The sequence below is a fragment of the Azospirillum sp. HJ39 genome (assembly GCF_041507355.1).
GTDB classification, from domain to species: domain Bacteria; phylum Pseudomonadota; class Alphaproteobacteria; order Azospirillales; family Azospirillaceae; genus Azospirillum; species Azospirillum thiophilum.
Genome location: NZ_CP167911.1, coordinates 1,547,198 through 1,568,859 on the forward strand (window position 1 = coordinate 1,547,198; position 21,662 = coordinate 1,568,859).

Sequence of the window (21,662 nt, forward strand, 5' to 3'; positions counted from 1 at the left end):
CCTTACTCTTCCATCGGTTCGACGTCGACGCTGACGGTCAGGCCATGGCCGGCGCCGCCCACCAGGACGCCCCGCGCCGGGCTGACATCGTCGTAATCGCGGCCCCACGCGACGGTGATGAAATCGCGGTTGGCGACACAGGCATTTGTCGGGCAGATGTCCAGCCATCCGTCGGGCCCGCACCAGACCGACGCCCAGGCATGGCTGACGTCGGCCCCGACCAGACGCGGACGGCCGGGGGGCGGCAGTGTCCGCAGATAGCCCGATACATAGCGTGCCGGCAACCCGATGGCGCGGACGCAGCCGGCGGCGATGTGGGCGAAGTCCTGGCAGACGCCGCGGCGATTGCGCATCACCTCGGCCAGCGGCGTCGCGACGGTCGTCGCGGCGGGGTCGAAGGCGAAATCCTGGTTGATCCGGTTCATCAGGTCAACGGCCGCCGCCACCGCCGGCCGGCCGGGGGTGAAGCTGATGCGGGCATAGTCCAGCAGATCCGGGCTGGAGACGACCAGCGCGCTGTCGAAGCAGTACTGGGTGATCTCCGCCCCGTCATCCGGCCCAGTCAGGCCGCGCAGGCTGTCGCGCACATGCTCCCACGCCGGGGAGGAATCCGGCGCCAATGCCGGCGGATCGAACACATCGACCTCGCTTTCGGCGATGACGGAGAAGTTGCGGTGCGGCTCCTGCACCGCGACATAGGTGACGGTGTTGCCGAAATAATCCACGCGGTCCGACCGCACCGCCGGTACCGGTTCGATGGTCAGCATGCTGCGCCGGATGCGCTGGCGCGGGTGCGGCCGCAAGGCCAGATGCAGCAGATGGTGGGAGATCGGCACATCCTCGCCATAGTCGTAGGCGGTGGCGTGGCGCACGCGGTAGCGCGTGGCGGAGCCGTTTGCGGAATTGGCATTGCCGGGGGCGGGGGGTGTCATCGGGTCAGGCCGATCGTGCGAAGGCATGGCTGAAATAGGCATGGGCCAGGAAGTTGGAAACGTCCGGCAGCGACATCGCCAGATTGTCGAGCAGCGAACGCAGGGCCTCGCTGGAGGCCATCGCCTCGCTCCGCTCCAGGCTGTTGCGTGCGGCGGCGACGATGGCGAGCGCTCCGCCGGTCGGATCCGTCCCGGTGCCGACGCCCTGGTTGGGCAGCGCCCGCATGTGCCGGTCGAGCACCGCCAGTTGGAAGGCCAGCGCGCGCGGGTTGGCCTCCTCGCCCAGCAGCAGGTTGAGCACCGTGGTGCGTTGCACGCTGGTCAGGTGGCGGGCGCGGTAGGTCATGACGCTCTCGCCCAGTTCCAGCAGGACGGACAGGGTTGCCGCCTGCACCGGCTCCTCCTGGCGGTCCAGGTCGGCGACGCGCACCCCCCGCATCAGCCCTACCATGTGCAGCGCCCGCTCGACGCGCCGGCCGATGTCGAGAAAGCGCCAGCCGGCTCCGCGGGTCATGCTCTCCTGCTCCATGCCGGAGAAGGCGGCGAGCGTGATCATCACGTCGTCGAGCCGCAGCAGCAGTGCCGCCGCATCCATCCGCCCCTTGGGAGGCTGGGACTGGCGGTCGATCGCCGACACCACGCGCCACATGTCCATCGACAGGCGGTCGCGCACCGAATAGGCGATGCGGTGCAGGCGCAGGACCTGGGCCCGCAGGCTGTTGGGATGGTCGGGGTCGACGACCGCAGCGTGCAGGGCCTCGCGCAGACCGCGGTTGGCACCGCTCTCGGTGATCCGCGCCATCTCCGCCGGGATCATGCCCTGAGAAAAGAGCAGGTCGAGGAGCGGACGGAGCTGCGCCGTGGCGCCCGGCATGTTGCTGTCGATCAGGCGGCTCTGCGTCGCGCGCAACAGGCGCAGCACGCCCTCCGCCCGTTCGGCATAGCGGCCGAGCCAATAGAGGCCGTCGGCGACACGGCTGGGCAGATCGTTGGCGGACAGGCGCAGGCCGCTGGCGGTCGGCTCGGTCGCCAGCGCCGGGCGCGGCTGGGTGGAGGCCACGTCGGCGCGCCGCGCCGCCAGGATCCAGGTGTCCTTGCTGCCGCCGCCGCTCTGCATCGACACCACCAGACGCCCCGATTCGCTCGACACGCGGGTCAGGCCGCCGGGCATCACCGCATAGCCGCCGCTGGGGGTGGCGCAGAGGAAGACGCGCAGCACCAGCGGGCGCGGCTGCAGCCGGCCGTCCTGCCAGACCGGGGCGGTGGACAGCGCCATCTGTTCCTGGGCCACGAAATACCAGGGCCGGCGCTTGATCCGGTCGATCAGGGTCGACCGCTCGCCGGCCGACAGCTGGGCGCCGAAGATCGGCTCGAAGGACAGGGACGGGAAGGCCGGCTTGATCACCAGCCCGTCGAGATGGTCGATGACGTAGGCCCGCTCCGCGTCGTTGCCGCACCACCAGCTGGCGACTCCGGGCAGCCGCAGCTCCTCGCCCAGCAGATGGCGGCACAGAGTCGGAAGCGACGATTTCATCGCCATCGATTCCATCAGGCCGGAGCCCAGCGCGTTCGCCATCACCACATTGCCGGCGCGCACCGCCTCGATCAGCCCGGCGACGCCGAGCGAACTGTCGGCGCGCAGTTCCAGCGGGTCGGCGAAATCGGCATCGAGCCGGCGCAGGACGACGTCCACCCGCTCCAGCCCGGACAGCGTCTTCAGGAACACCTGCCGGTCGCGCACCGTCAGGTCGGCCCCCTCCACCAGCGTGATGCCGAGATAGCGGGCGAGATAGACGTGCTCGAAATAGGTCTCGTTGTAGGGTCCGGGGGTCAGCAGCACGACGCGCGGGGTGCCGCCGCTGCCGGCGGCCCGCAGCGCGATCGACAGCAGGGTTTCCTTGAATGTGTCGAAAAAGCCGGTCAGCCGCTCAACCTGGCAGTGGCGGAAGCTGTCGGGCAGCACCTTGGCGATCACCGCGCGGTTTTCCAGCGCATAGCCGCTGCCGCTGGGCGCCTGGGTTCGGTCGGACAACACCCACCAGCGCCCGTCCGGCGCGCGGGCGAGGTCGGCAGCGTAGAAATGCAGATGCATGTCGTTGGGAACGCGGATGCCATGGACCGCGCGGCGGAAACCGGGGTCGGCATGGATGACCGACGGCGGCAGCCGGCCGTAACGGGTCAAGGTCTGCGGACCGTAGAGGTCGGTAAGGATCGCGTTCAGCAGCGACGCCCGCTGGATCAGCCCCGATTCAATGGCCTTCCACTCATGGGCGGGTAGCAGAAGCGGCATCATGTCGAGCGGCCATGGCCGCTCCATCCCGTTGGGGTCGCCGTAGATGTTGTAGGTGACGCCGTTCTGGTGCAACAGGCGCCGTGCCTCCTCCCAGCGTTCCGCCATCTGCCCGGATTCGAGCGGGCCGAGCGTGCTCATGAAGGTCTGCCAGTGCGGCCGAAGCCGCCCCTGGCCGTTCACCATCTCGTCATAGACCTGGCCGGAACCGTAGCCGATGGCGTCGGCCTCGCCAAACAGCGACCCCTGGGTGAAGGGAACCGGCGGCATTCCCGAAAGGGACGTGGAGGCCGGCGGACGGAAAGGCTGATCGGGCTGGGACAAGGTCTGACTGATGCTTTTTGCCTATGAAGGGAGCAACAGTCTGAACGCCCAGGCCCGGCGATGCAAGGCCGGTGGCTGGCGAACCCATCCGAAAGTGGAAAGATTCCATGCCTATGGCGTTGGGAATACGAACGGTCCGGAGCGTCCGGCGGCAAGGAAAGCCGGAGCGCCATCCAGGATGACGCTCCGGAACCGCGGTGCGGAGTGTGCGGTTTTGTGGTCTTCAGCCGCGCCGCAGGTCGAGGGTCATCGGGAATTGCGGGTTCCGTTCCTCTGCCGGCACCTCCATCGGGCCGGGGGTGTGGCCGAAGGGGAAGAAGCGGGCGAGCCGCCGGCCTTCCGCCTCGTTGGCGTTGACCGGGAAGGTGTCGTAGTTGCGGCCGCCCGGATGCATGACGTGATAGGTGCAGCCGCCGATCGACCGGCCGGCCCAGCTGTCGACGATGTCGAAGATCAGCGGGGTATGGACCGGGATGGTCGGATGCAGGCAGGACGGCGGCTGCCAGGCGCGGTAGCGCACCGCCCCGACGAATTCGCCCTCGATTCCCGTCGGGATCAGCGGCACCCGCCGGCCCTTGCAGGTGATGACGTGGCGGGCGTCGGTCAGGCCGGTGACGCGGACCTGGACCCGCTCGACCGAGCTGTCGACATAGCGCACCGTCCCGCCGCCGCCCGGCTCCTCGCCAAGCACATGCCAGGGCTCCAGCGCCATGCGCAGCTCCATGGTGATGCCGCGCTGGTTGACGTGACCGTAGATCGGGAAGCGGAAGTTGAGGTGCGGCGCGAACCAGCTGTCCTCCAGCGGATAGCCGTGGTCGCGCAGATCCTGCAGCACGTCGGCCATGTCCTGCTGGACGAAGTGCGGCAGCATGAAGCGGTCGTGCAGGTCGGTGCCCCAGCGCACCAGCCGGCCCTTGTAGGGGTGCTTCCAGAAGCGCGCGACCAGCGCCCGCATCAGCAGCTGCTGGGTCAGGCTCATCTCGGCGTGGGGCGGCATCTCGAAGGCGCGGAACTCGACCAGCCCCAGCCGGCCGGTCGAGCTGTCCGGCGAATAGAGCTTGTCGATGCAGAACTCCGCCCGGTGGGTATTGCCCTGCACGTCGACCAGCAGGTTGCGCAGCACCCGGTCGACCAGCCAAGGCGGGCAATTGCCGGTCGCCGCCGCCTGGTCGATCTGGTTGAAGGCGATCTCCAGCTCGTAGAGCTGGTCGTCGCGTGCCTCGTCCACGCGCGGGGCCTGGCTGGTCGGTCCGATGAACAGGCCGGAGAAGACATAGGACAGGGCAGGGTGATTCTGCCAATAGGTGATCAGGCTGCGCAGCAGGTCGGGCCGACGCAGGAAGGGGCTGTCGGCGGCGGTGGCGCCCCCCATCACCACATGGTTGCCGCCGCCGGTGCCGCAATGGCGGCCGTCGATCATGAACTTCTCGGCCCCCAGGCGGGACTGGCGCGCGTCCTCGTACAGCGTGATGGTGTTGCGCACCAGATCGTCCCAACTGGCGGCCGGGTGGATGTTGACCTCGATCACCCCCGGATCCGGGGTGACGGCCAGCGAGTTCAGGCGCGGATCCTTCGGCGGCTGATAGCCTTCGATGACCACCGGCATTTCCAACTCGACCGCCGTCGCCTCGATCTCGGCCAGCATCGCCAGATAATCCTCAAGCGTGCTCATCGGCGGCATGAACAGATGGAGGCGGCCATTGCGCGCCTCGCAGGTCAGGGCGGTGCGCACCACCCACCACGCCGACTTGCCCTCCTCGGGCATCTCGTCTCGGATCTCGGCCATGATGCGCTGGCGCTGGGCGATCCGCTTGTCGGTGTGGACGCCGCGGTCGGATTCCTGCACGGCGCCGCGGATCTCCTGCCGGCGCTGGACCGGGTGCGGCGGCAGCGGACCGCGATCCTCGAACGGGTCGGTCTCCCAGGCATAGGGATAGTCGGCCTTCGACACCCAGGGCAGCGACCCGATGGGAAGACGGTAGCCGACCGGACTGTCGCCGGGGATCAGCAGCAGCCTCTCCTGGCGCAGCGGCCAGGTGCTGGACAGCCAGACCGGTCCCTGCTGGGTCATGCGGCGGTTGATCGGCAGGGCGAAGCCCACCGGCTCGGCCAGCCCGCGGGTGAAGATACGGGTCAGCCGCTCGCGCTCCTCCTTGTCCTCCAGCTTGCTGTTCAGCGGATCGACGTTGACCGGAAGCTGCGATTCCTTGCGCAGGTAATGCCAGGGATCCTCATAGGCGCCGAGCACCAGGCTGGGGTCGAGGCCAAGCCGCTTGGCCAAAGCCACCAGAAAGACGCCGGCGTCCTGGGCGGTGTGGCCGTAATCGGTGTCCTCGCGCGCCAGCAGGTCGCTGTTGGCCCACAGCGCTTCGCCGTCGCGGCGCCAGTAGACCGTCATCGCCCAGCGCGGCAGCGATTCGCCGGGATACCATTTGCCCTGGCCGAAATGCAGAAGCCCGCCGGGTGCGAAGCGCGCCATCAGCCGGTGGATCAGGTCGGCGGCCATCTTCCGCTTCTGCGGTCCCAGCGCCGTGGTGTTCCATTCATCCCCGTCCATGTCGTCGATGGAGACGAAGGTCGGCTCGCCGCCCATGGTCAGGCGGACGTCGCCGGCCTTCAGATCCTCGTCGACACGATGGCCGAGCGCCTCGATGGCCGCCCATTGCTGCTGGCTGTAGGGCTTGGTGACGCGCGGCGCCTCGTAGATGCGGGTGACCGACATCTCGTGCCCGAATTCGACCTCGGCCTCGTCGACCATGCCGGAGATCGGGGCGGCGGAGGAGGCGTCGGGCGTGCAGGCCAGCGGGATGTGCCCCTCGCCCGCCAGCAGGCCGGAGGTGGGGTCGAGCCCGACCCAGCCGGCGCCGGGCAGGAACACCTCCGTCCAGGCATGCAGGTCGGTGAAGTCGCTTTCCGGCCCCGACGGGCCGTCCAGCGCCTTCTGGTCGGCGGTGAGCTGGATCAGGTAGCCCGAGACGAATCGCGCGGCCAGACCCAGATTGCGCAGGACCTGTACCAGCAGCCACGCCGAATCGCGGCAGGAGCCGGTGCGCTTGGTCAAGGTCTCCGCACAGGTCTGGATGCCCGGTTCCATGCGGATGACGTAGCCGATGTCCTGCTGCACCCGCTGGTTCACCGCGACCAGGAAATCGATGGTCGGGGTCTTCTCCCGCGGGATGTCCTGGAGATAGGCGGCGAGTTCCGGGCCCGGCTCCTCCGTTTCCAGATAGGGGCGCAGTTCGCGCTGCAGCCAATCGTCGTAGGCGAAGGGGATGTGGTTCGCCTTCTCCTCCAGGAAGAAGTCGAAGGGGTTGATCGCTGCGATTTCGGCGACCAGATCGACTTCAATGATGAACTCGCGCGTCTTCTCGGGGAAGACGAAGCGGGCCTGGAAGTTGGACTGCGGGTCCTGCTGCCAGTTCAGGAAATGCTGCTTCGGCGTGACCTTCAGGGAATAGCTGAGGATCGGCGTCCGGCAATGGGGAGCCGGGCGCAGCCGGATGATCTGCGGCCCGAGGGAAACCAGCCGGTCGTAGCGATAGATCGTCTTGTGGTTCAGCGCGACGTGGATCGCCATGGAAAACCCCGCCTCATGCCTGTTCGATGATGATCGCGCCCCGGTTCGCTCCGGGGTCGCCGATGCAACGGTATCACCGAAAAACCCGCCCCGACAGGGCGCCCGGACCCCGGCCCTACCGCAGTTGCGAAAAAGTCACGAAGTTTCGCTGGACGCGCGCTGCGGCTTTCTTCCGTTCGTGTTACCCTTTATATCCTGAGCGAACAGGGCAGGGGCTGCGGCAGGGGTCGGCGTCCGGATGATGTCATCGGCCGTGTCTTCCATGAAAGGCGACATGCGCATGTCGGGCGGCGACGCCGGGATGGGCGGTGCCGGGCGCGGCGTCGTCACCGGGAAATACTTCAATTTCAAGCCATTGCCTCCGCCGGACGACATCCTCGGCAACCCGCTGGTCGTCCCCAACCTGCCGACCCACAAGCTGCCGAAGGAGACGTTCGGCAGCCGCATGCGGCGCTTCTTCGCCCGGCTGAATCTGGGAAGCCAGACGGCGGAAATCCGGCTGCGCTGGAAACTCCACGACACCATCCAGGCGACCATGGCCTCGTTGTCGCCGGCGGTGACGCTGGTGACGGGAAAACGGGCACCGGCGAAGAATCGCAAATTGTCCGTGCCGATCATCGTCGTGCGCCACCCCTATCACCTGCGCCATGTGTTCGAGTTACTGCCGCAGATTCCCGATACGCTGGCGGTGGAGCGCCGGTTCCTGGAATTGCTGATGACCCGCGCACTGAAGCGCTATGGCGAACAGATAGCGCTGGTGAAGGGCAGCCCCTTCTCCTTCGAGAACGAGGCGCGGGAATATTTCTTCGCTGGATTCCGCATGGAAAAGCAGATCAAGAAGGTCAACAATCCGGACGAGCGGTTCGCGGCGCTCCAGGCCATCTACACCGCTTATTTCCACGGCCGAAATTATTACTACTTCGCACTGTTGCGGCGGGAGAAGCTGGCGCCCGACAACAAGCTGTTCATGCTGTTCGCCCGGGCGGTCTATTTCATGGCGCGCGTGGATTGGAACGGAGAGCTGTTGGAAAAACCCAATCCGCGGTCGATGCCCAGACGCGACGACCTGTTCTTCTTCGTGGAACGTGACAAGACGGTCGTGACGCGCTATCGCACCGACCAGGATTTCCAGCGTCAGGTCAAATCCGTCCTGGATGCCTTCCCCGCCTCGTGATGTCCCGCTTCCCATCCAAGGTTCCCGATCCGATGCGTGCCCTGTCCCTGGTGAGCGGCCTGCTGGCCGCAGGCTCCCTGCTCGCGATTCTGGCCGCCGCTCCGGTCCTTGCGGCGCCAGCCGAGGCACCGGCCCCGAGCCCGACCGAGAGCCCGGCCCAGAATCCAGCCCAGAATCCAGCCGATGCGCCCGCATCCGATGCGCCGACGCCCGGTTGCGAGGCCGCCGAAACGCCGTCGGCGCAGCTGCTATGCCGAGATGCAGGGCTCGCCGCCGCAACGGCGGAGATGGACGCCGCACTGAAGGCGCTGGGCGACACCACCGACGACAGCGGCCGGGCCGCCATCGACGCCGGGCAGACGGTTTGGCGCGCCCGCCGGGACGAGGTCTGCCCGGTCACGGCATCCGACCTCGCCGAAACCAAGACCGCCAAACTGCGCACCGACTGCCTGCTGCGCGTCACCCGCCAGCGCACCACGGCGCTTGCGGCGGAGCGGCAGGCCCGCTCCCGCCCGGTGGCCGACCTGCCCCTGGCGGTCTCCGGGGCCGCCGCCCCCCGGTTCGCCGCGCAGCCGCCGCGCGTGGCGCCGGTCAACCGGACGGTCACCCTGTCGGCGCTGGCCGGCCGCTGGGCCAAGGCCGATCCGAATGACCGCACCGCCATCGACGATTGCCGCGGTTCCTATCTGGAGATCTCGGCCGACCGCAGCCTCCATGCGGTCGACACCCGGCTGCCGCAGTTCCCGCTGGAAGGCACCCTGGCGGCCGATGCCGACCCGACCCAGGAGATGGCCTTGCTGCCGGCGGCGGACCGGTCCGCGGCGGACGGCGCCGTCCGGCCGCTGGCGACGCTGCGCCTGCTGCCCGCCGATTCGGTGCGGTTCGACCGTCTGGTGCTGCGCATGGCACCGCCCGCGACCTTCGCGGCCGAGTTCCTGCGCTGCCGCTAGGATCGAGCTATTCCGATTGAACAGATCGCTTTCTAGAGTCGCGACACCAGGAAACGCACCGTCACCGACAGCCGTTCGCCCGGCGGCAGGGCAATGACCCCGGCGTCCGGCTCGTCGGTGCGGTTCAGTGCGTCGGTCATGTGGGTCACCGGCTCCAGGCACAGGTAAGGCTCGCCCGGCGGGGCATAGACGATCAGATGGCTGAACGGGCCGTCGGCCAGCATGGTCAGGCGCAAGCGTTCCCGGGGGCGGTCGAGGATCGCCGTCCCGTTCCAGCCGGTGAAACCGTTGTCGAGCGCCACATCGTCCATCACCACGCCATGACGGAAATGCCAGGCCGGCGGGAGCGGGCGGCGCTGCCGGGGCAGGATGGTGTCGTCATTGTCCCAGACGGCGCGGACGTCGGCGGTCACCCGGCTGCCCGGCGGCTTGACGAAATAGGGGTGCAGGCCGAGTCCGGACGGCATGTCGCTGTCCGAGTCGTTGGTGAGATCCAGCCTGACCGTCAGCCCGTCGCCATCCAGCGCCACCGTCTGCGCTGCCCGGTAGCTCCAGGGCCAGTCGCCGCTCCGCTCGGTTGCCCGATGGGCGAATCCCATGCGCAGGGCGTCGTCGGCAATGGCCTCCACGGTCCAGGGAGTTGCCCAGCCATGGCCGTGGATGCGGTGCGGCGATCCTGGATCGGGAGTGAGGACGATGTCCCGTCCCTGGAACGTGAACCGGCCGCCACCGATGCGGTTGGAGAAGGGGACCAGCGGGAAACAGGCCATGTCCGGAGCGAAATCGCCGGCCAATGCGCGGTCGGAAGCGTGGCGGAACAGCTCGACCGGACCATCGGCGGTCGACAGGCTCCAACTCGCCAGCGAACCGCCGCAATGCGGGGCCGCGGTAAGCGTCATCGGCCCGTGCCGCAACGCGATGATGGTGGCGGTCCGGATCATGCGTCTCTCCCATCGTCGGCGTCACTGGTTTTATCGCACATGCGAAGACCGAAGGGAACGGCCGCCGCTTGCTGCACAAGGCTGACACAGTTGGTGTGTCTTTGACGAAAAATGTGGGTATCGTACATTCGTCCTTTACCGTCGCCGGGCGATCATGCGGCGGTGAGGCCTTCGGAAGCTTGCCGGGCGGTTGCGGTCGCACCGGACAACACCGTTCCGGCCGACTTGTTTCACCGGTTGCGGGCCGGATCATCCGCCTGGATCGTCGCTAGGAAAGGCTTGGAGTGTCCAGTCCCCTGCTCAGCCGCGCGGTGCCGACACCGCCCCCTTCGGTCGGCGTCGTCGACGAGGCGGACCTGTGCGGCGACCTGGCCGATTACCATGCCTTGCCGGCGCGGCTGGTGATCGGCGTGGTCCTGCGGCCTCACCTGGACCCGCTGTTCCTCACCCCCACCGAACTGATCCATCTCGCGAAGCCGTTGAAGACCTGCCTCGATCAGGGACAGCTGGCGGAAAACGCCATCGCCAAGGTCGCGACGGTCCAGGCCCGCATGCCGGGACAGGAACAGCAGGCCCGCCGCAAGGCGATCCGCGCCGCAGTGGACGAAAGCTGGGCTCGGGCCCGGGCGGCGCAGATCGCCTTCGCCTCGATGCCGCGCGGACGGACGCCGGTCGACTGGCTGCTGACGCAGGGGACCAAGACGCCGACCGGTGACGCCGATTATGACCTGCGGGTGGCGTTGAGCCTGGAACTGGTGGAAATCAAGAGCTGGAGCGGCAAGCTCGACCGCCTGCTGGAACTGCACCAGTGGGACCGCGACTCCCGGCTGGCTGCGGCCGCCGACGGGGTGATCGGGGACATCCTGGCCTCGTCCGCAGCGGGGGCCGAGCTGTTCGGCGGCAACCTGATGCCCGGCACCCTGCTGACCATGCTGTGCGACCTGCTGTTCGGCCGCATCGGCATGGAGGCGATGGGACCGAACCGCGTCGGCGTGCTGAACGCCCTGTTCCGCCAGGGCAAGCTGCCCCAGGCGCGTGCCGCGGTTCTGGACCGTATCCGCCGGCAGTTGAAGGCACCCCAGCCGCTGGGACGCGGCGCCTTCGACCAGGAAGGGGAGCTGCTGAAGACCCTGACCGGCCATCTGCTGACCCGCGACGGGCTGATCGGCGGAGCGGCGATGGCCGACGCACTGACCGTGCGCTATTCGCGCCGGCTGGAGCAGGGCGGAGCCAGCGCCTATCGCCGATCCATCGTCGGGCTCAGCGAAGGCCAGCCGGACCTGATCTGCCGCATCCATTACCTGACCCGCATCGCCGCCGTGCCGGCCGGGGAGCGCCATGCCGACGAGGTCGTCGCCTCGCTGGAGGCTGCCGCCGGAAACGAGCTGCTGATCGAGAACATGCTGGTGCAGACGCCTGACACGGCCCTGCTGGAGCGCTCCTTCGCCGACGCGATGGCGGCCATCCGCTCCGCCCCGCTACCGGCCGATGCCTGCGAGCGCATAGCCACCCGCGCCGAACGCGCCGTCGACGAGTATGTGAAGACCGGACAGCTCGCCGCCCGCCTGAAGCAGGTGGAGCCGGTGCTGCGCCGCCGCACCATCCGTCTGGCCGAATTCGCCTGCTCGGGCCTGGTCCGGGAGGATGGGGCGCTGCCTCTGATGCGCCAGCACATCCTGGAGATCGTCCGCCAGCCCCAGTTCCAGGCGGAGCTGGCCCAGCCAGACAGCGATGTCGCCCAGGCGGAGGTCCGCCGGCTGCTGGAGCTGCTGGACCGCCTGCGCCGGGTCGCCACCGCGGCTTCGCCGCCGCCGGGCTCGATTCCCGCCGCGCAGACCATACCGCCCGGTCCGCGCAGCGCCGATACGGTCGCCCATCCGATCGCCGCCAATCCAGCGGCAAAGGGGCCGGTCCGGATGGCACCGGCCCAATCCGCGCCTGCCCGGATGCAGCGGCAGGTCGAGACGGTCATGGTGACCACGCCTGCGGCATCAGCCGCGGCCTCGCCGACCGCCCAATCCGCGGCGCCTGCGGTGTCGGCCGGGGCCGAGTCTTGCCCCAGCTGTTTTGCCCGCAGGCACTCACCCGGTTCCTCTACCGGCCCCTCCGCCGGTCCCTGTGTCGAATGCGGATACCCAGCCAAGTCCGACAATCGCCCTGGCGTGCATCTGGCGCCTGGAACGCTGCTGCACGGCCGCTACAAGGCCGGGCGGATGCTGGGCCAAGGCGGCTTCGGTGCCACCTATCTGGGCTGGGACGACCGGCTGCGGGTAAAGGTGGCAATCAAGGAATATTATCCGGCCAACCTGATCTCCCGCCTTCCCAACGCTGCCGCCGTCTCGCCCTTTTCCGACGAGCATGGCGAGACCTTCGCCGCCGGGCTGGCAAAGTTCCTGGAAGAGGCGCGGACCCTGGCCCGCCTGCGCGACATCCGCGAGATCGTTGGTGTCCAGGACTTCTTCGAGGAGAACGGCACCGCTTATCTGGTCATGGAACTGCTGGAAGGCCGCACCATGAAGAAGTATCTGGCCGACTGCGGCGGCCGGATCGATGTGAAGCGGGCGCTGTCGGTGGTGACGCCGATCGCCAAGGCGCTGCAGGCCATCCACGACCAGGGGCTGATCCACCGCGACATCAGCCCTGACAACATCTTCCTGACCAATGCCGGCGACCGCAAGCTGCTGGATTTCGGCGCGGCCCGGCAATCGGCGCGGACGGACGCCGGCCTGACCGTCATCCTGAAGCCGGGCTATGCCCCGCCGGAGCAATATTCGAACGAGGGTCGGCAAGGGCCCTGGTCGGACGTCTACGCGTTGTGCGCCACCCTCTATCTGGCGCTGACCGGCCGCACCCCGCCCGACGCCACCGCCCGCTTCATGAACGACAAGGTGCCGCGGCCGGCCGAGCTCGGTGTGACGTTGCCGTCCGGTTTCGAAAAGGCGCTGATGGCTGGGCTCGCCATGCGCTGGCAGGATCGGCCGCAATCGATGCGCGACCTGCTGCGCGGAATGACCGCAGGTTTGACCGGCGGCTGACCGGTGTCCAGTGCCGGCGCCCGGGCATGAAAAAAGGGGACCGGCGTACCGGTCCCCCTCCACGATCGGTATCGACGGCGAAATTACTTCGCGTCGGCCGCGACCTGCATCTTGACGATCTTGTCCGGGTCGGTGACCTGACCGTTGCGGCCCTGGTTGCCCTTCTTGATCATGTCGACGAACTCCATGCCCTCGACCACGCGGCCCCAGACGGTGTACTGGCGGTCCAGGAAGGAGGAGGGGGCGAAGCAGATGAAGAACTGGCTGTCGGCGCTGTCCGGATCCTGGGCACGGGCCATCGACAGGGTGCCGCGGATATGCGGCGCGCTGGAGAACTCGGCCTTCAGCTTCTTGCCGGAGCCGCCCATGCCGGTGCCGGTCGGGTCGCCGGTCTGGGCCATGAAGCCGTCGATGACGCGGTGGAAGACGACGCCGTCATAGAAGCCCTGGCGGGTCAGTTCCTTGATGCGGGCGACGTGGTTCGGCGCCAGGTCGGGCCGCAGTTCGATCACCACGCGACCGTCCTTGAGGTCGAGGTAAATGGTGTTTTCCGGATCCAAGGCCTTCGCCTCCCCTTGCGAGACTGTAAAGAACGAGACAGTGAAAATCGTGGCGAACAGGGCCGCCATCAATGCGCGGGTCCACCGCTTCATGCGAAACACTCCGATGAACTGAAATCCGCGCAGCGGACCATAGGGGAAAAGCGGGGGAATGCAAAGCCGCGCTGGCGAGGGTTGGCGTTCCACCAAAGGTCACGGACGAAAACGCCCGGCCGGGGTGTTCTTTCCGGCATGGACATGGCATTGGGACATGCCATGTGTTGGGGATAAGGCCGGGAGCGGGTCGGCAAAACGGGGAAGGGGACTCCGGTGAGGCTGGGACGGGCATTGGCGGGAACGGCGGCAGCCACGGTGACGCTGGGCCTCGCCGCCATCGGCGGCGCGATCCTGGCCGGCCCGGCCCTGCTCGGCGGCCTCGCCACCGAGGCGATGCGGGAGGCCGGATTTGCCGGGGCCGCCGTCCAGGTCACCGGCCTGCGGCTTGCGGACGATTGGCGCGGCCTGCGCCTGGAGGTCGCCGTCGACAGCGGCCCGCTGGAGGCAGCCGCCGCGGCACTGGACCTGCCGATGGCGGGACGCGTCGCACTGTCCGGCGCGCTCGTCGTGGCACCGGACGGCGGAACGGCGACGGCCACCCCCGACGGCTGCCTCTCCGTCACCGCCGAACGCCTGACCGTCAGCGGCCAGCCGCTCGTCCTGCCGGCGGGGGGAAGCCTGTGCGCCGTCCCTGCTGCGCCGCTGCTGCGCTGGTCGCCCGCCACCGCGGAGCCGGCTGCCCTCGGCCTTGCCATGGAGGTCACGGCACCGCGGCTCGACGCGCCTGCCGTCACCCTGCGGGCCGAACAGGTGGTTCTACGGCTGGGACAGGTGGAAGGCGTGCGCAGCCTGGACGCTACCGTCGCCAAGCTCACCAACACCGCAAAGCCGGCGCCCGTCGTGCCGCTGGCCGTCACCCTGCGCGCCGCGCAGACGGGGGAAGAGCCCTGGACGATCGATGGCACCGCCAGGGATGCGCATGGCATCCTCGCCGTCACCCTGACCGGCCGCCACGATCAGGCCGCCGGCGCCGGCTCGCTGGAGGCGGTGACCCGGCCGATCCGGCTCGCTCCGAACGGCCCCGGCCTCGCCGCCGTCTCGCCGCTCGCCGCCGGGCTGTTTCAGAAGGCGTCTGGCACCCTGTCCGGCATGGCGACGGTTGCCTGGAGCGCCAAGGGCATGACGACCGGCGGGCAGGCGGTGCTCAAGGATCTGGCCGGCAATGCCGGCCCGGTGACCGTCGCCGGGGTGGGCGGCACGGTGGCGCTGTCGAGCCTGTCGCCGCCTGTGATCCCGCCCGGCCAGAAGCTGGCGATCGGCCTGCTCGACGTCGGCATCCCGCTGACCGACGGCACCCTGCTGTTCGGCTATGGGCGCGACGGACGGCTGGATGTCGACCGGGCGCAATGGCGCTGGGCCGGCGGCACGCTGCGCGCCGATCCGTTCAAACTGGCACCCGACAAGCCCAAGGGCGCCGTCACCCTGCATGCCGACGGCATCGACGCCGCCCGGCTGCTGGAGTTGATCGCCGTCGACGGGCTGGAGGCCAGCGGCACACTCTCCGGCACCCTGCCGGTGGTCTTCGCCGGCGACCGCGTGACGCTGGATGGCGGCGTGCTGAAATCCACCGCTCCGGGCACCCTGCGCTACGACCCCGCCAACCCGCCGGCCGCGATGAAGGGGGAGGAGGGCAGCCCGACCGCCATGCTGATGGGGGCGCTGACCGACTTCCGGTATGAGACCCTGCGCATCACCATCGACGGGGAGGCCGGCGGTGAACTCAGCGCCGGCCTGTCGCTGCGCGGTGCCAACCCATCATTCTACGATGGCTATCCGGTTGCGCTTAACCTTAAGCTGTCGGGTGCGCTCGACCGGATTCTGCGCCAGAACCTCGACGTCTACCGGATTCCCGAGACCGTACGGGACCGCATGACCGGCTTCGACCAGAAGGACCCCTGACCGCCACCATGGTGACCATTCCCCTATCCTTGCGCCTGCTCGCCGCGCTGCTGATCCCGGCCGCGGCAGCCTGCTCCCCCACGGTGAAGATCGAAGCGCCCGACAAGCCCATCGAGATCAACCTGAACGTCCGTATCGAGCAGGAGGTGCGGGTCAAGCTGGAACGCGACGTGGACGACGCCATCCGCAACGATCCCGCCCTGTTCGGCCTTCCCACCGATTCCGCGCCCTCCTCTGCGAAGGGGAAAAAGCCATGACCAGCCATCTCATGACCCGCCGCCGCTTCACCCGGCTGACCCTGTCCATCCTTGCCGCCGGATTGCTGGCGTCGGCCCTGCCGCCGCTGGCGCTGGCCCAGGACGCGCTGGCCACCGCCAAGGCCGCCGGCCAGATCGGCGAGCGTCCCGATGGGCTGGTCGGTGCCGTCCCCGGCGCTCCCGCCACGGCACAGGCGCTGGCGGGGCAGGTCAACGCCCAGCGGCTCGCCCGCTACCGGGAGATCGCCCAGGGCAACGGCACCGCACTCGACAAGGTCCAGGCCGTCGCCGGGCAGCAGTTGATCGAGCGCACGCCTGCCGGCCAGTTCGTGATGACCGCTGCGGGCCAGTGGCAACGGAAGTGACCGGGCAGGTGACCGAAGGGTCCGGCATCGCCGACCTGCGCCGTCGTCTGGCCGGAAGGCCGGGCGACGGATCGCTGCTGTCAGCACTGTTCGACGCGCTCGACCGGGCAGGGCAGGCCGGCACGCCGGAGGAAGCAGTGGCCCGCTCCAACCTCGGCGAGGCGCTGCGCCGCCAGGGCCGGCTGGCGGAGGCGGAGGCGCATCACCGCATTGCACTGGCCTGGCTGCCGGGATTCGGCGGCAACCATTACAATTGGGGCGTCACACTGCAGGCGCTAGGCCGCTTGGCGGAGGCTGCGGACGCCTATGGCGAAGCAGCCCGCCTGATGCCCGGCTTCGCCCCCGCCGCCTGCAACCAGGGCGTCCTGCTGCGCGACCTCGGCCGCCTGGACGAGGCGGAGGTGCCGCTGCGCCGGTCGCTCGGCCTCGATCCGACATTGGTGCCCGCCCGGCTGGCGCTGGCCGCGCTGTACCGCGACCGCGGCGACCTGGAGCGCGCAGTCGCCGGTTTCCGTGCCTGCCTGTGTCTGCGCCCCGATCTGGCCGAGGGGCAGGCCAATCTCGCCTTGGCCCTGAAGGAGCGGGCGCAGCAGGGTGGACCGCCGGAAGACGGCGCCGGCGGCATCGCCGGTTTCGAGCGTGCGTTGCGCATCGGTCTGCCCGACCCCGGCGGCGTGCTTGCCCAACTGGTGCAGCAGCGCCGGCATCTCTGCCGCTGGGACGGGTTGGGGCCGCTGTCCGACCGGCTCGTCGCCCTGGTGCGCGAGGGGCGGACACGGCAGGCGCATCCCTGGATCTTCCTGGGCGAGGGTGCCGGGCCGGAGTTGGAGCGGACCTGCGCCGAGCGCTATGCCGCCTGGAAGACCGGCGGCATCCGGCCGGCCTTTCCGCAACGCCGCAGCCGCGGTCCAAGACTGCGCATCGGCTATCTCTCCGCCGACTTCCATGAGCACGCAACCGCGGTGCTGATCGCCGAACTGGTCGAGCGGCACGACCGCGACCGGTTGGAGATCGTCGGCTGCTCGACCGGCCCCGATGACGGCGGGCCGTTGCGGGCGCGGCTCATCGCCGGTTTCGACCGCTTCCTCGACCTGTCGGCCCTGCCCGACGAGCCCGCCGCCCGTGCGATCCACGGGGCCGGCATCGACATCCTGGTCGACCTGAAGGGGCACACCCAGAACGCCCGCCCCGGCATCGCCGCTTACCGCCCGGCACCGGTGCAGGCGCAGTGGCTCGGCTATCCGGGAACGCTCGGCAGCCCGGCCATCGACTATGTCATCGCCGACCCGGTGGTCGCCCCCGTCGGTCATCAGCCTTTCTACAGCGAGCGCATCGTCCATCTGCCCGACAGCTACCAGCCCAACGACCGCAAGCGCGTCATCGGACCGGTGCCGAGCCGCGCATCCTGCGGCCTGCCGGAGGAGGGCGTGGTCTTCTGCGCCTTCAATGCCTCGTACAAGATTGGGCCCGCCCTGTTCGGCCGCTGGTGCCGCCTGCTGGACCGGGTGCCTGGATCGGTGCTGTGGCTGCTGGAGGGAGCGCCGGAGGTTGCGATCAACCTGCGGGGCGCCGCGGCGGGGAACGGGATCGCACCCGACCGGCTGGTCTTCGCCCCGCGCCTGCCTGGGCCGGCGCATCTGGCACGGCACCGCTTGGCCGATCTGTTCCTGGATTCAGGCCCAGTCGGCGCCCACACCACCGCCAGCGACGCGCTGTGGGCCGGATTGCCGGTGCTGAGCGTGCTCGGACGTTCCTTCGCCGGACGGGTCGCCGCCAGCCTGCTGCATGCGGTCGGGCTGCCCGAGCTGGCGGTGGCGGATTGGGGTGCCTACGAAGCGGCCGCACACCGTCTCGCCACTGCACCGGCGGAATTGTCGGCGCTGAAACGGCGGCTGGAGAACGGACGCCTCACCGCCCCGCCGTTCGACACCGACCGCTTCGCCCGCTCCATCGAGACGGCCTATGCCACCATGTGGGACATCCATGCGGCGGGAGCACCGCCGCGCGGCTTCGCGGTGTCCGCACGGAATGGTGCAAGTCAGGGATAGGCGCAGCGGTCTGCCGTGACCTCGACGAAGGAGCGCTGCGAAGCGGCGATGCTGAAGCGGTATTCGCTGTTGTCGACCACCAGTGACTGATGCAGCGGCAGCACGCCGCTGACCGTGGTGCCCTTGCCGCCGATGCCGGTGATGCGGATCGTCACCGGCTGGCCCGGATCGAACCAGCTTTCGGCGTTGCCTTGGGTATTGTGGGCCGACTGGCCCTCGCCCGACACGGTGATGGTGCCGTTGCCGAAGGTCACGCCGCGGGCACCGCCCTTCAGCAGCGGGGTGCTGAGCGTGAAGCGCTTGGTATCGGTCGGCTGGCAGTTGCGCGGAACCTGGGCCTGGGAAATGACGAAGGCCAGGCGGTTGGCATCCAGTCCACCCTTCAGCCGTTCGGCCACCAGCTGGGCCAGCTTGGCGAGGTCGCCGGTCGGCACCTCGCGCTGCAGGCGGCCCTCCAACTCGGCGACGCGCGCCTCCGCGGTGCGGGCGGCATGCTGCATCTGGCTGGCAAGCAGCTCGAACTCCGCCTTCTGGCGGGATAGCGTCGCGATTTCCTCGCGCAGGGTCACGTCGCGGCCCTTCAGCTGCTCGATGCCCATCTGGTAGGAGAAGAGCCCGACGCCGAGCACGAGCGTCGCCAGCAGCCCGTACTTGATGACGCCGGCCCTCAGCCGTCGGCGATACCGTCTTTCGTAGTCGTAACGTCCCAGGGTCATGATGCGTCGCGGCAGGCTGTCAGGTCGGGGCGTTAATGGCTAACGGCAACGGCGCAGGGATGCAACCCCTCTGGCCGTCCGTTTCTCCCGCTCCCCGCCGCCGCTCCGGTTGCGGATCGCGATTACTGGTTGGACGATCCGCCACCGAGGAAGCTGGCGTTCAGGCCCGGGCTCTTGAACTCGCCGACATTCTTGAAGACCAGACGGAAGAAGATCGTGTTTCCGTCCTTCTCCCCGGTGGTGCTGACCGTGTAATCGCGTTGCGCAACGGTCTGGAAGATCAGGCATTCGTCCGAATAAGTGAGTATCGCCACGCTGGAGCGTGGCCCCGGCTGCGGTTCCATCGCCTGGGTATGGCCGATCCCAATGTTCCAGTAGTTGGTGAACTGCGACGACAGGCCGAAGTTCGCCTGCTCCACCCGGTTGCGGGTGACGGCGGTGCGGGAAGTGGTCTGGTCGACATAGGTATAGGCGGTGGACAGCCGCAGGAGCGGCGCGCCGGCCGACGCGTTCAGCGAGTGGCGGCGCGGCCTCAGGGTTTCATGGTCGATGCGGAAGCCGTAATTCACATCCAGCCAGTCGGCCGGCTGCAGGTCCAACCGACCGACATAGTCGGACACGCGGTCCTCGAGACCCGACCCGCCGGTGAAGCCCACGCTGCTGTCGGTCAGGCGATGGCTCTGGCCCAGAAACAGGCTGGCCGAGCCTTCGCTGTTGCCGTAGATGGCGGTACGAATGCCGTAGGTGAAGCGCATGCCGTCGTCCAGCCGGTCGATGCCGGTGAATCGGTTCGGCTGCAGCAGGTTCACGTCGTCGAACTCGATGTCCAGGCTGTCTTCGTTGGGGAAGACCTTCGAGTTGGACAGCTTCGGCGCGACGGTCAGCTGCCCGATCGGCTCGACCAGCTGCGACGAGCTTTCGCCGTAGCGGACGAACGGATAGCGCACCGTCGCCTGCCCTTGCGGGAAGAAGCGGAAGCGGCTGGCGTTGTCGTCGCCGCGCGACGACGGGTCGGCGGTGTTGAACTGCTGCGCCGTGTAGCCGGCGACCAGCACGCTGCCCGACAGGTTGGTGACGAAGCCTGCATTGGAGACGATGTTCCGCTCCCAACCCGGCTGCGCCATGATGCGCTGGGTGTCCGGTCCGCCGTTCTTGAGGCGTGAAACCGCCAGCAGGCTGGTGTCGAAGGACCAGCGGCCGCCGAGCAGGCTGCCCGGTTCGCCCAGCGCATTGTACTGGGCATAGGGCAGGGTGACCGGTTCGGGAATCGAGTTCCCGTAGCGCATGTCCTGGAAGCTGTAGGCGGTGACCGCCGCATAGTTCCGGCCGCGGAAGCCCTCGACATAGGCTTTGCTGGTCAGATAATCCTCGCGGAAGCCGTAATAGCGCCGCAGGAAGGTCGGATCGGTGGCCCGCTTGATGTCGAAGCCGGCGCGCCACGTCTCGTCGATGTCGAACAGCCCGCGTGCGGCGATGTAGCCGCGGTTGCGCGTTTCCTTCGGGACGGTCGTCGAGTTGGCGACGTCGCCTCGGGTGATCGCGCCCTCCAGTTCCAGCCGGCCGTTCTCGAACCGCTTGCGGTACTGGCCGCCGAGCAGCGGTCCCTGCTGCGAGTAATAATGCAGGTCGAAGGTCGCATCCTGGTCCGGCGCGATGTCCCAGTAATAATGGGTCTTGAGGATCGCGCCCATGTTGGAATCGTTGCCGAAGGACGGCGTCAGGAAACCGCTCTTGCGGTCGACAGACGGATCGGGATGCGACAGGTAGGGGGTGTAGCCGACGGGGATCCCGAAGATCTCCATCGTCGCGTCCTTGTAGCGGACCTCGTGCTCCTCGTTGTCGTGCACGATGCGCACGGCGCGGATCTGCCACAGTGGAGGCCGGGTCGGGTCCTCCTTGCACAGGTCGCAGGGGCTGTAGACGCCGCGGTTGATGCGCGTCAGGCGACCCTCGCGCCGTTCGCCCTCGTTGCCGGCGACACGGCCGTTGTCGGTCATCAGGACGCGGATGTTCTCGATGAACACGTCCTTCATGTCGTCGGTGAGTTCGGCGTAGTCGGCAAAGATGATGTCGCCGGACGGCTCCACCAGCCGGATCTTGCCGGTGGCGGTGACGATCTTGGTCTTCTGGTCGTAGGTGATCTTGTCGGCACGGACGCTGCGCTTGCCCTGCGCCAGCTCGACGTTGCCGCTTGCCGTGACGAGGCTGTTCACCTCGTCGAACGTCACCTGATCGGCGGTCAGCAGGACCGGATCCTGAGATGCCCGCGGCGAGCCGGTTCCGGCAGCCGCTGGGGCGGCGGCGGGCTTGGCACCAGAGGCCTGGCCGTTCGACGATTGGGCATTCGCCGTGTCCGGAAGGGCCAGATCCACGGCGGCGACCCCGCACGCCACCATCAGCCCGACGATGCCGGAGCGCAGGATGGGATTGGCGGCGGTCGGAGCTTTGGCGCGGGCGCGCCGGGAGACGTGCTTGGACATGGCTGAACGATTGGGGGA

14 protein-coding genes are annotated in these 21,662 nt (G+C 68.6%); 7 read left to right on the forward strand and 7 right to left on the reverse strand.

Going from position 1 to position 21,662, the window contains the following annotated elements; all coding sequences use genetic code 11:
* Positions 1 to 2 precede the first annotated feature (2 nt).
* The 3 genes from ABMY26_RS20600 to ABMY26_RS20610 form a co-directional block, all read right to left on the reverse strand.
* Complete coding sequence (locus ABMY26_RS20600) at positions 3 to 932, reverse strand: transglutaminase N-terminal domain-containing protein (protein WP_372396533.1); 930 nt, start codon at positions 930 to 932, stop codon at positions 3 to 5.
* 4 nt (positions 933 to 936) lie between these two features.
* The gene (locus ABMY26_RS20605) at positions 937 to 3,492 is read right to left on the reverse strand and encodes a circularly permuted type 2 ATP-grasp protein (protein ID WP_372396534.1); all 2,556 of its coding nucleotides are present in this window, start codon (positions 3,490 to 3,492) and stop codon (positions 937 to 939) included.
* A gap of 277 nt (positions 3,493 to 3,769) precedes the next feature.
* Positions 3,770 to 7,123: a DUF2126 domain-containing protein gene (locus tag ABMY26_RS20610; protein WP_372396535.1), complete on the reverse strand. Its 3,354-nt coding sequence runs from the start codon at positions 7,121 to 7,123 to the stop codon at positions 3,770 to 3,772.
* A gap of 262 nt (positions 7,124 to 7,385) precedes the next feature.
* On the opposite strand from ABMY26_RS20610, the gene ABMY26_RS20615 reads away from it, so the two are divergent.
* Positions 7,386 to 8,297, forward strand: coding sequence for a hypothetical protein (locus tag ABMY26_RS20615; RefSeq protein ID WP_372399044.1), 912 nt, complete (start codon positions 7,386 to 7,388; stop codon positions 8,295 to 8,297).
* 32 nt (positions 8,298 to 8,329) lie between these two features.
* Complete coding sequence (locus ABMY26_RS20620; RefSeq protein ID WP_372396536.1) at positions 8,330 to 9,247, forward strand: lysozyme inhibitor LprI family protein; 918 nt, start codon at positions 8,330 to 8,332, stop codon at positions 9,245 to 9,247.
* Positions 9,248 to 9,279: 32 nt separating this feature from the next.
* Here the strand turns inward: ABMY26_RS20620 and ABMY26_RS20625 are convergent, their stop codons facing one another.
* Positions 9,280 to 10,188, reverse strand: a complete 909-nt coding sequence (locus tag ABMY26_RS20625; protein WP_372396537.1) for an aldose 1-epimerase — start codon at positions 10,186 to 10,188, stop codon at positions 9,280 to 9,282.
* 284 nt (positions 10,189 to 10,472) lie between these two features.
* Here ABMY26_RS20625 and ABMY26_RS20630 point away from each other — a divergent pair, with 284 nt between their 5' ends.
* On the forward strand, positions 10,473 to 13,223 hold the full coding sequence (locus ABMY26_RS20630) for a serine/threonine-protein kinase (protein ID WP_372396538.1): 2,751 nt from the start codon (positions 10,473 to 10,475) through the stop codon (positions 13,221 to 13,223).
* Positions 13,224 to 13,306: 83 nt separating this feature from the next.
* Here the strand turns inward: ABMY26_RS20630 and ABMY26_RS20635 are convergent, their stop codons facing one another.
* The gene (locus ABMY26_RS20635) at positions 13,307 to 13,876 is read right to left on the reverse strand and encodes a peptidylprolyl isomerase (protein WP_045580151.1); all 570 of its coding nucleotides are present in this window, start codon (positions 13,874 to 13,876) and stop codon (positions 13,307 to 13,309) included.
* A gap of 216 nt (positions 13,877 to 14,092) precedes the next feature.
* Between ABMY26_RS20635 and ABMY26_RS20640 the strand changes: the two genes are divergently transcribed.
* The 4 genes from ABMY26_RS20640 to ABMY26_RS20655 are packed head-to-tail and all read left to right on the forward strand — an operon-like array spanning position 14,093 to position 18,448.
* Positions 14,093 to 15,778 (forward strand): YdbH domain-containing protein, encoded by a 1,686-nt coding sequence (locus tag ABMY26_RS20640; RefSeq protein ID WP_372396539.1) that lies wholly within the window; start codon positions 14,093 to 14,095, stop codon positions 15,776 to 15,778.
* Between the two features lie 8 nt (positions 15,779 to 15,786).
* The gene (locus tag ABMY26_RS20645) at positions 15,787 to 16,035 is read left to right on the forward strand and encodes a YnbE family lipoprotein (RefSeq protein WP_045580149.1); all 249 of its coding nucleotides are present in this window, start codon (positions 15,787 to 15,789) and stop codon (positions 16,033 to 16,035) included.
* Positions 16,032 to 16,400 (forward strand): YdbL family protein, encoded by a 369-nt coding sequence (locus ABMY26_RS20650; protein WP_372396540.1) that lies wholly within the window; start codon positions 16,032 to 16,034, stop codon positions 16,398 to 16,400. Before ABMY26_RS20645 ends, ABMY26_RS20650 begins: the two co-directional genes overlap by 4 nt.
* An 8-nt stretch (positions 16,401 to 16,408) precedes the next feature.
* A complete protein-coding gene (locus ABMY26_RS20655; RefSeq protein WP_372396541.1) occupies positions 16,409 to 18,448 on the forward strand; it encodes a tetratricopeptide repeat protein in 2,040 nt (679 codons plus the stop codon).
* Here ABMY26_RS20655 and ABMY26_RS20660 read toward each other — a convergent pair.
* Together ABMY26_RS20660 and ABMY26_RS20665 are read right to left on the reverse strand one after the other, a co-directional pair.
* Positions 18,439 to 19,164: a hypothetical protein gene (locus ABMY26_RS20660; RefSeq protein WP_372396542.1), complete on the reverse strand. Its 726-nt coding sequence runs from the start codon at positions 19,162 to 19,164 to the stop codon at positions 18,439 to 18,441. The genes ABMY26_RS20655 and ABMY26_RS20660 overlap by 10 nt on opposite strands.
* A 122-nt stretch (positions 19,165 to 19,286) precedes the next feature.
* Complete coding sequence (locus tag ABMY26_RS20665; protein WP_372396543.1) at positions 19,287 to 21,644, reverse strand: LPS-assembly protein LptD; 2,358 nt, start codon at positions 21,642 to 21,644, stop codon at positions 19,287 to 19,289.
* Positions 21,645 to 21,662: the final 18 nt, after the last annotated feature.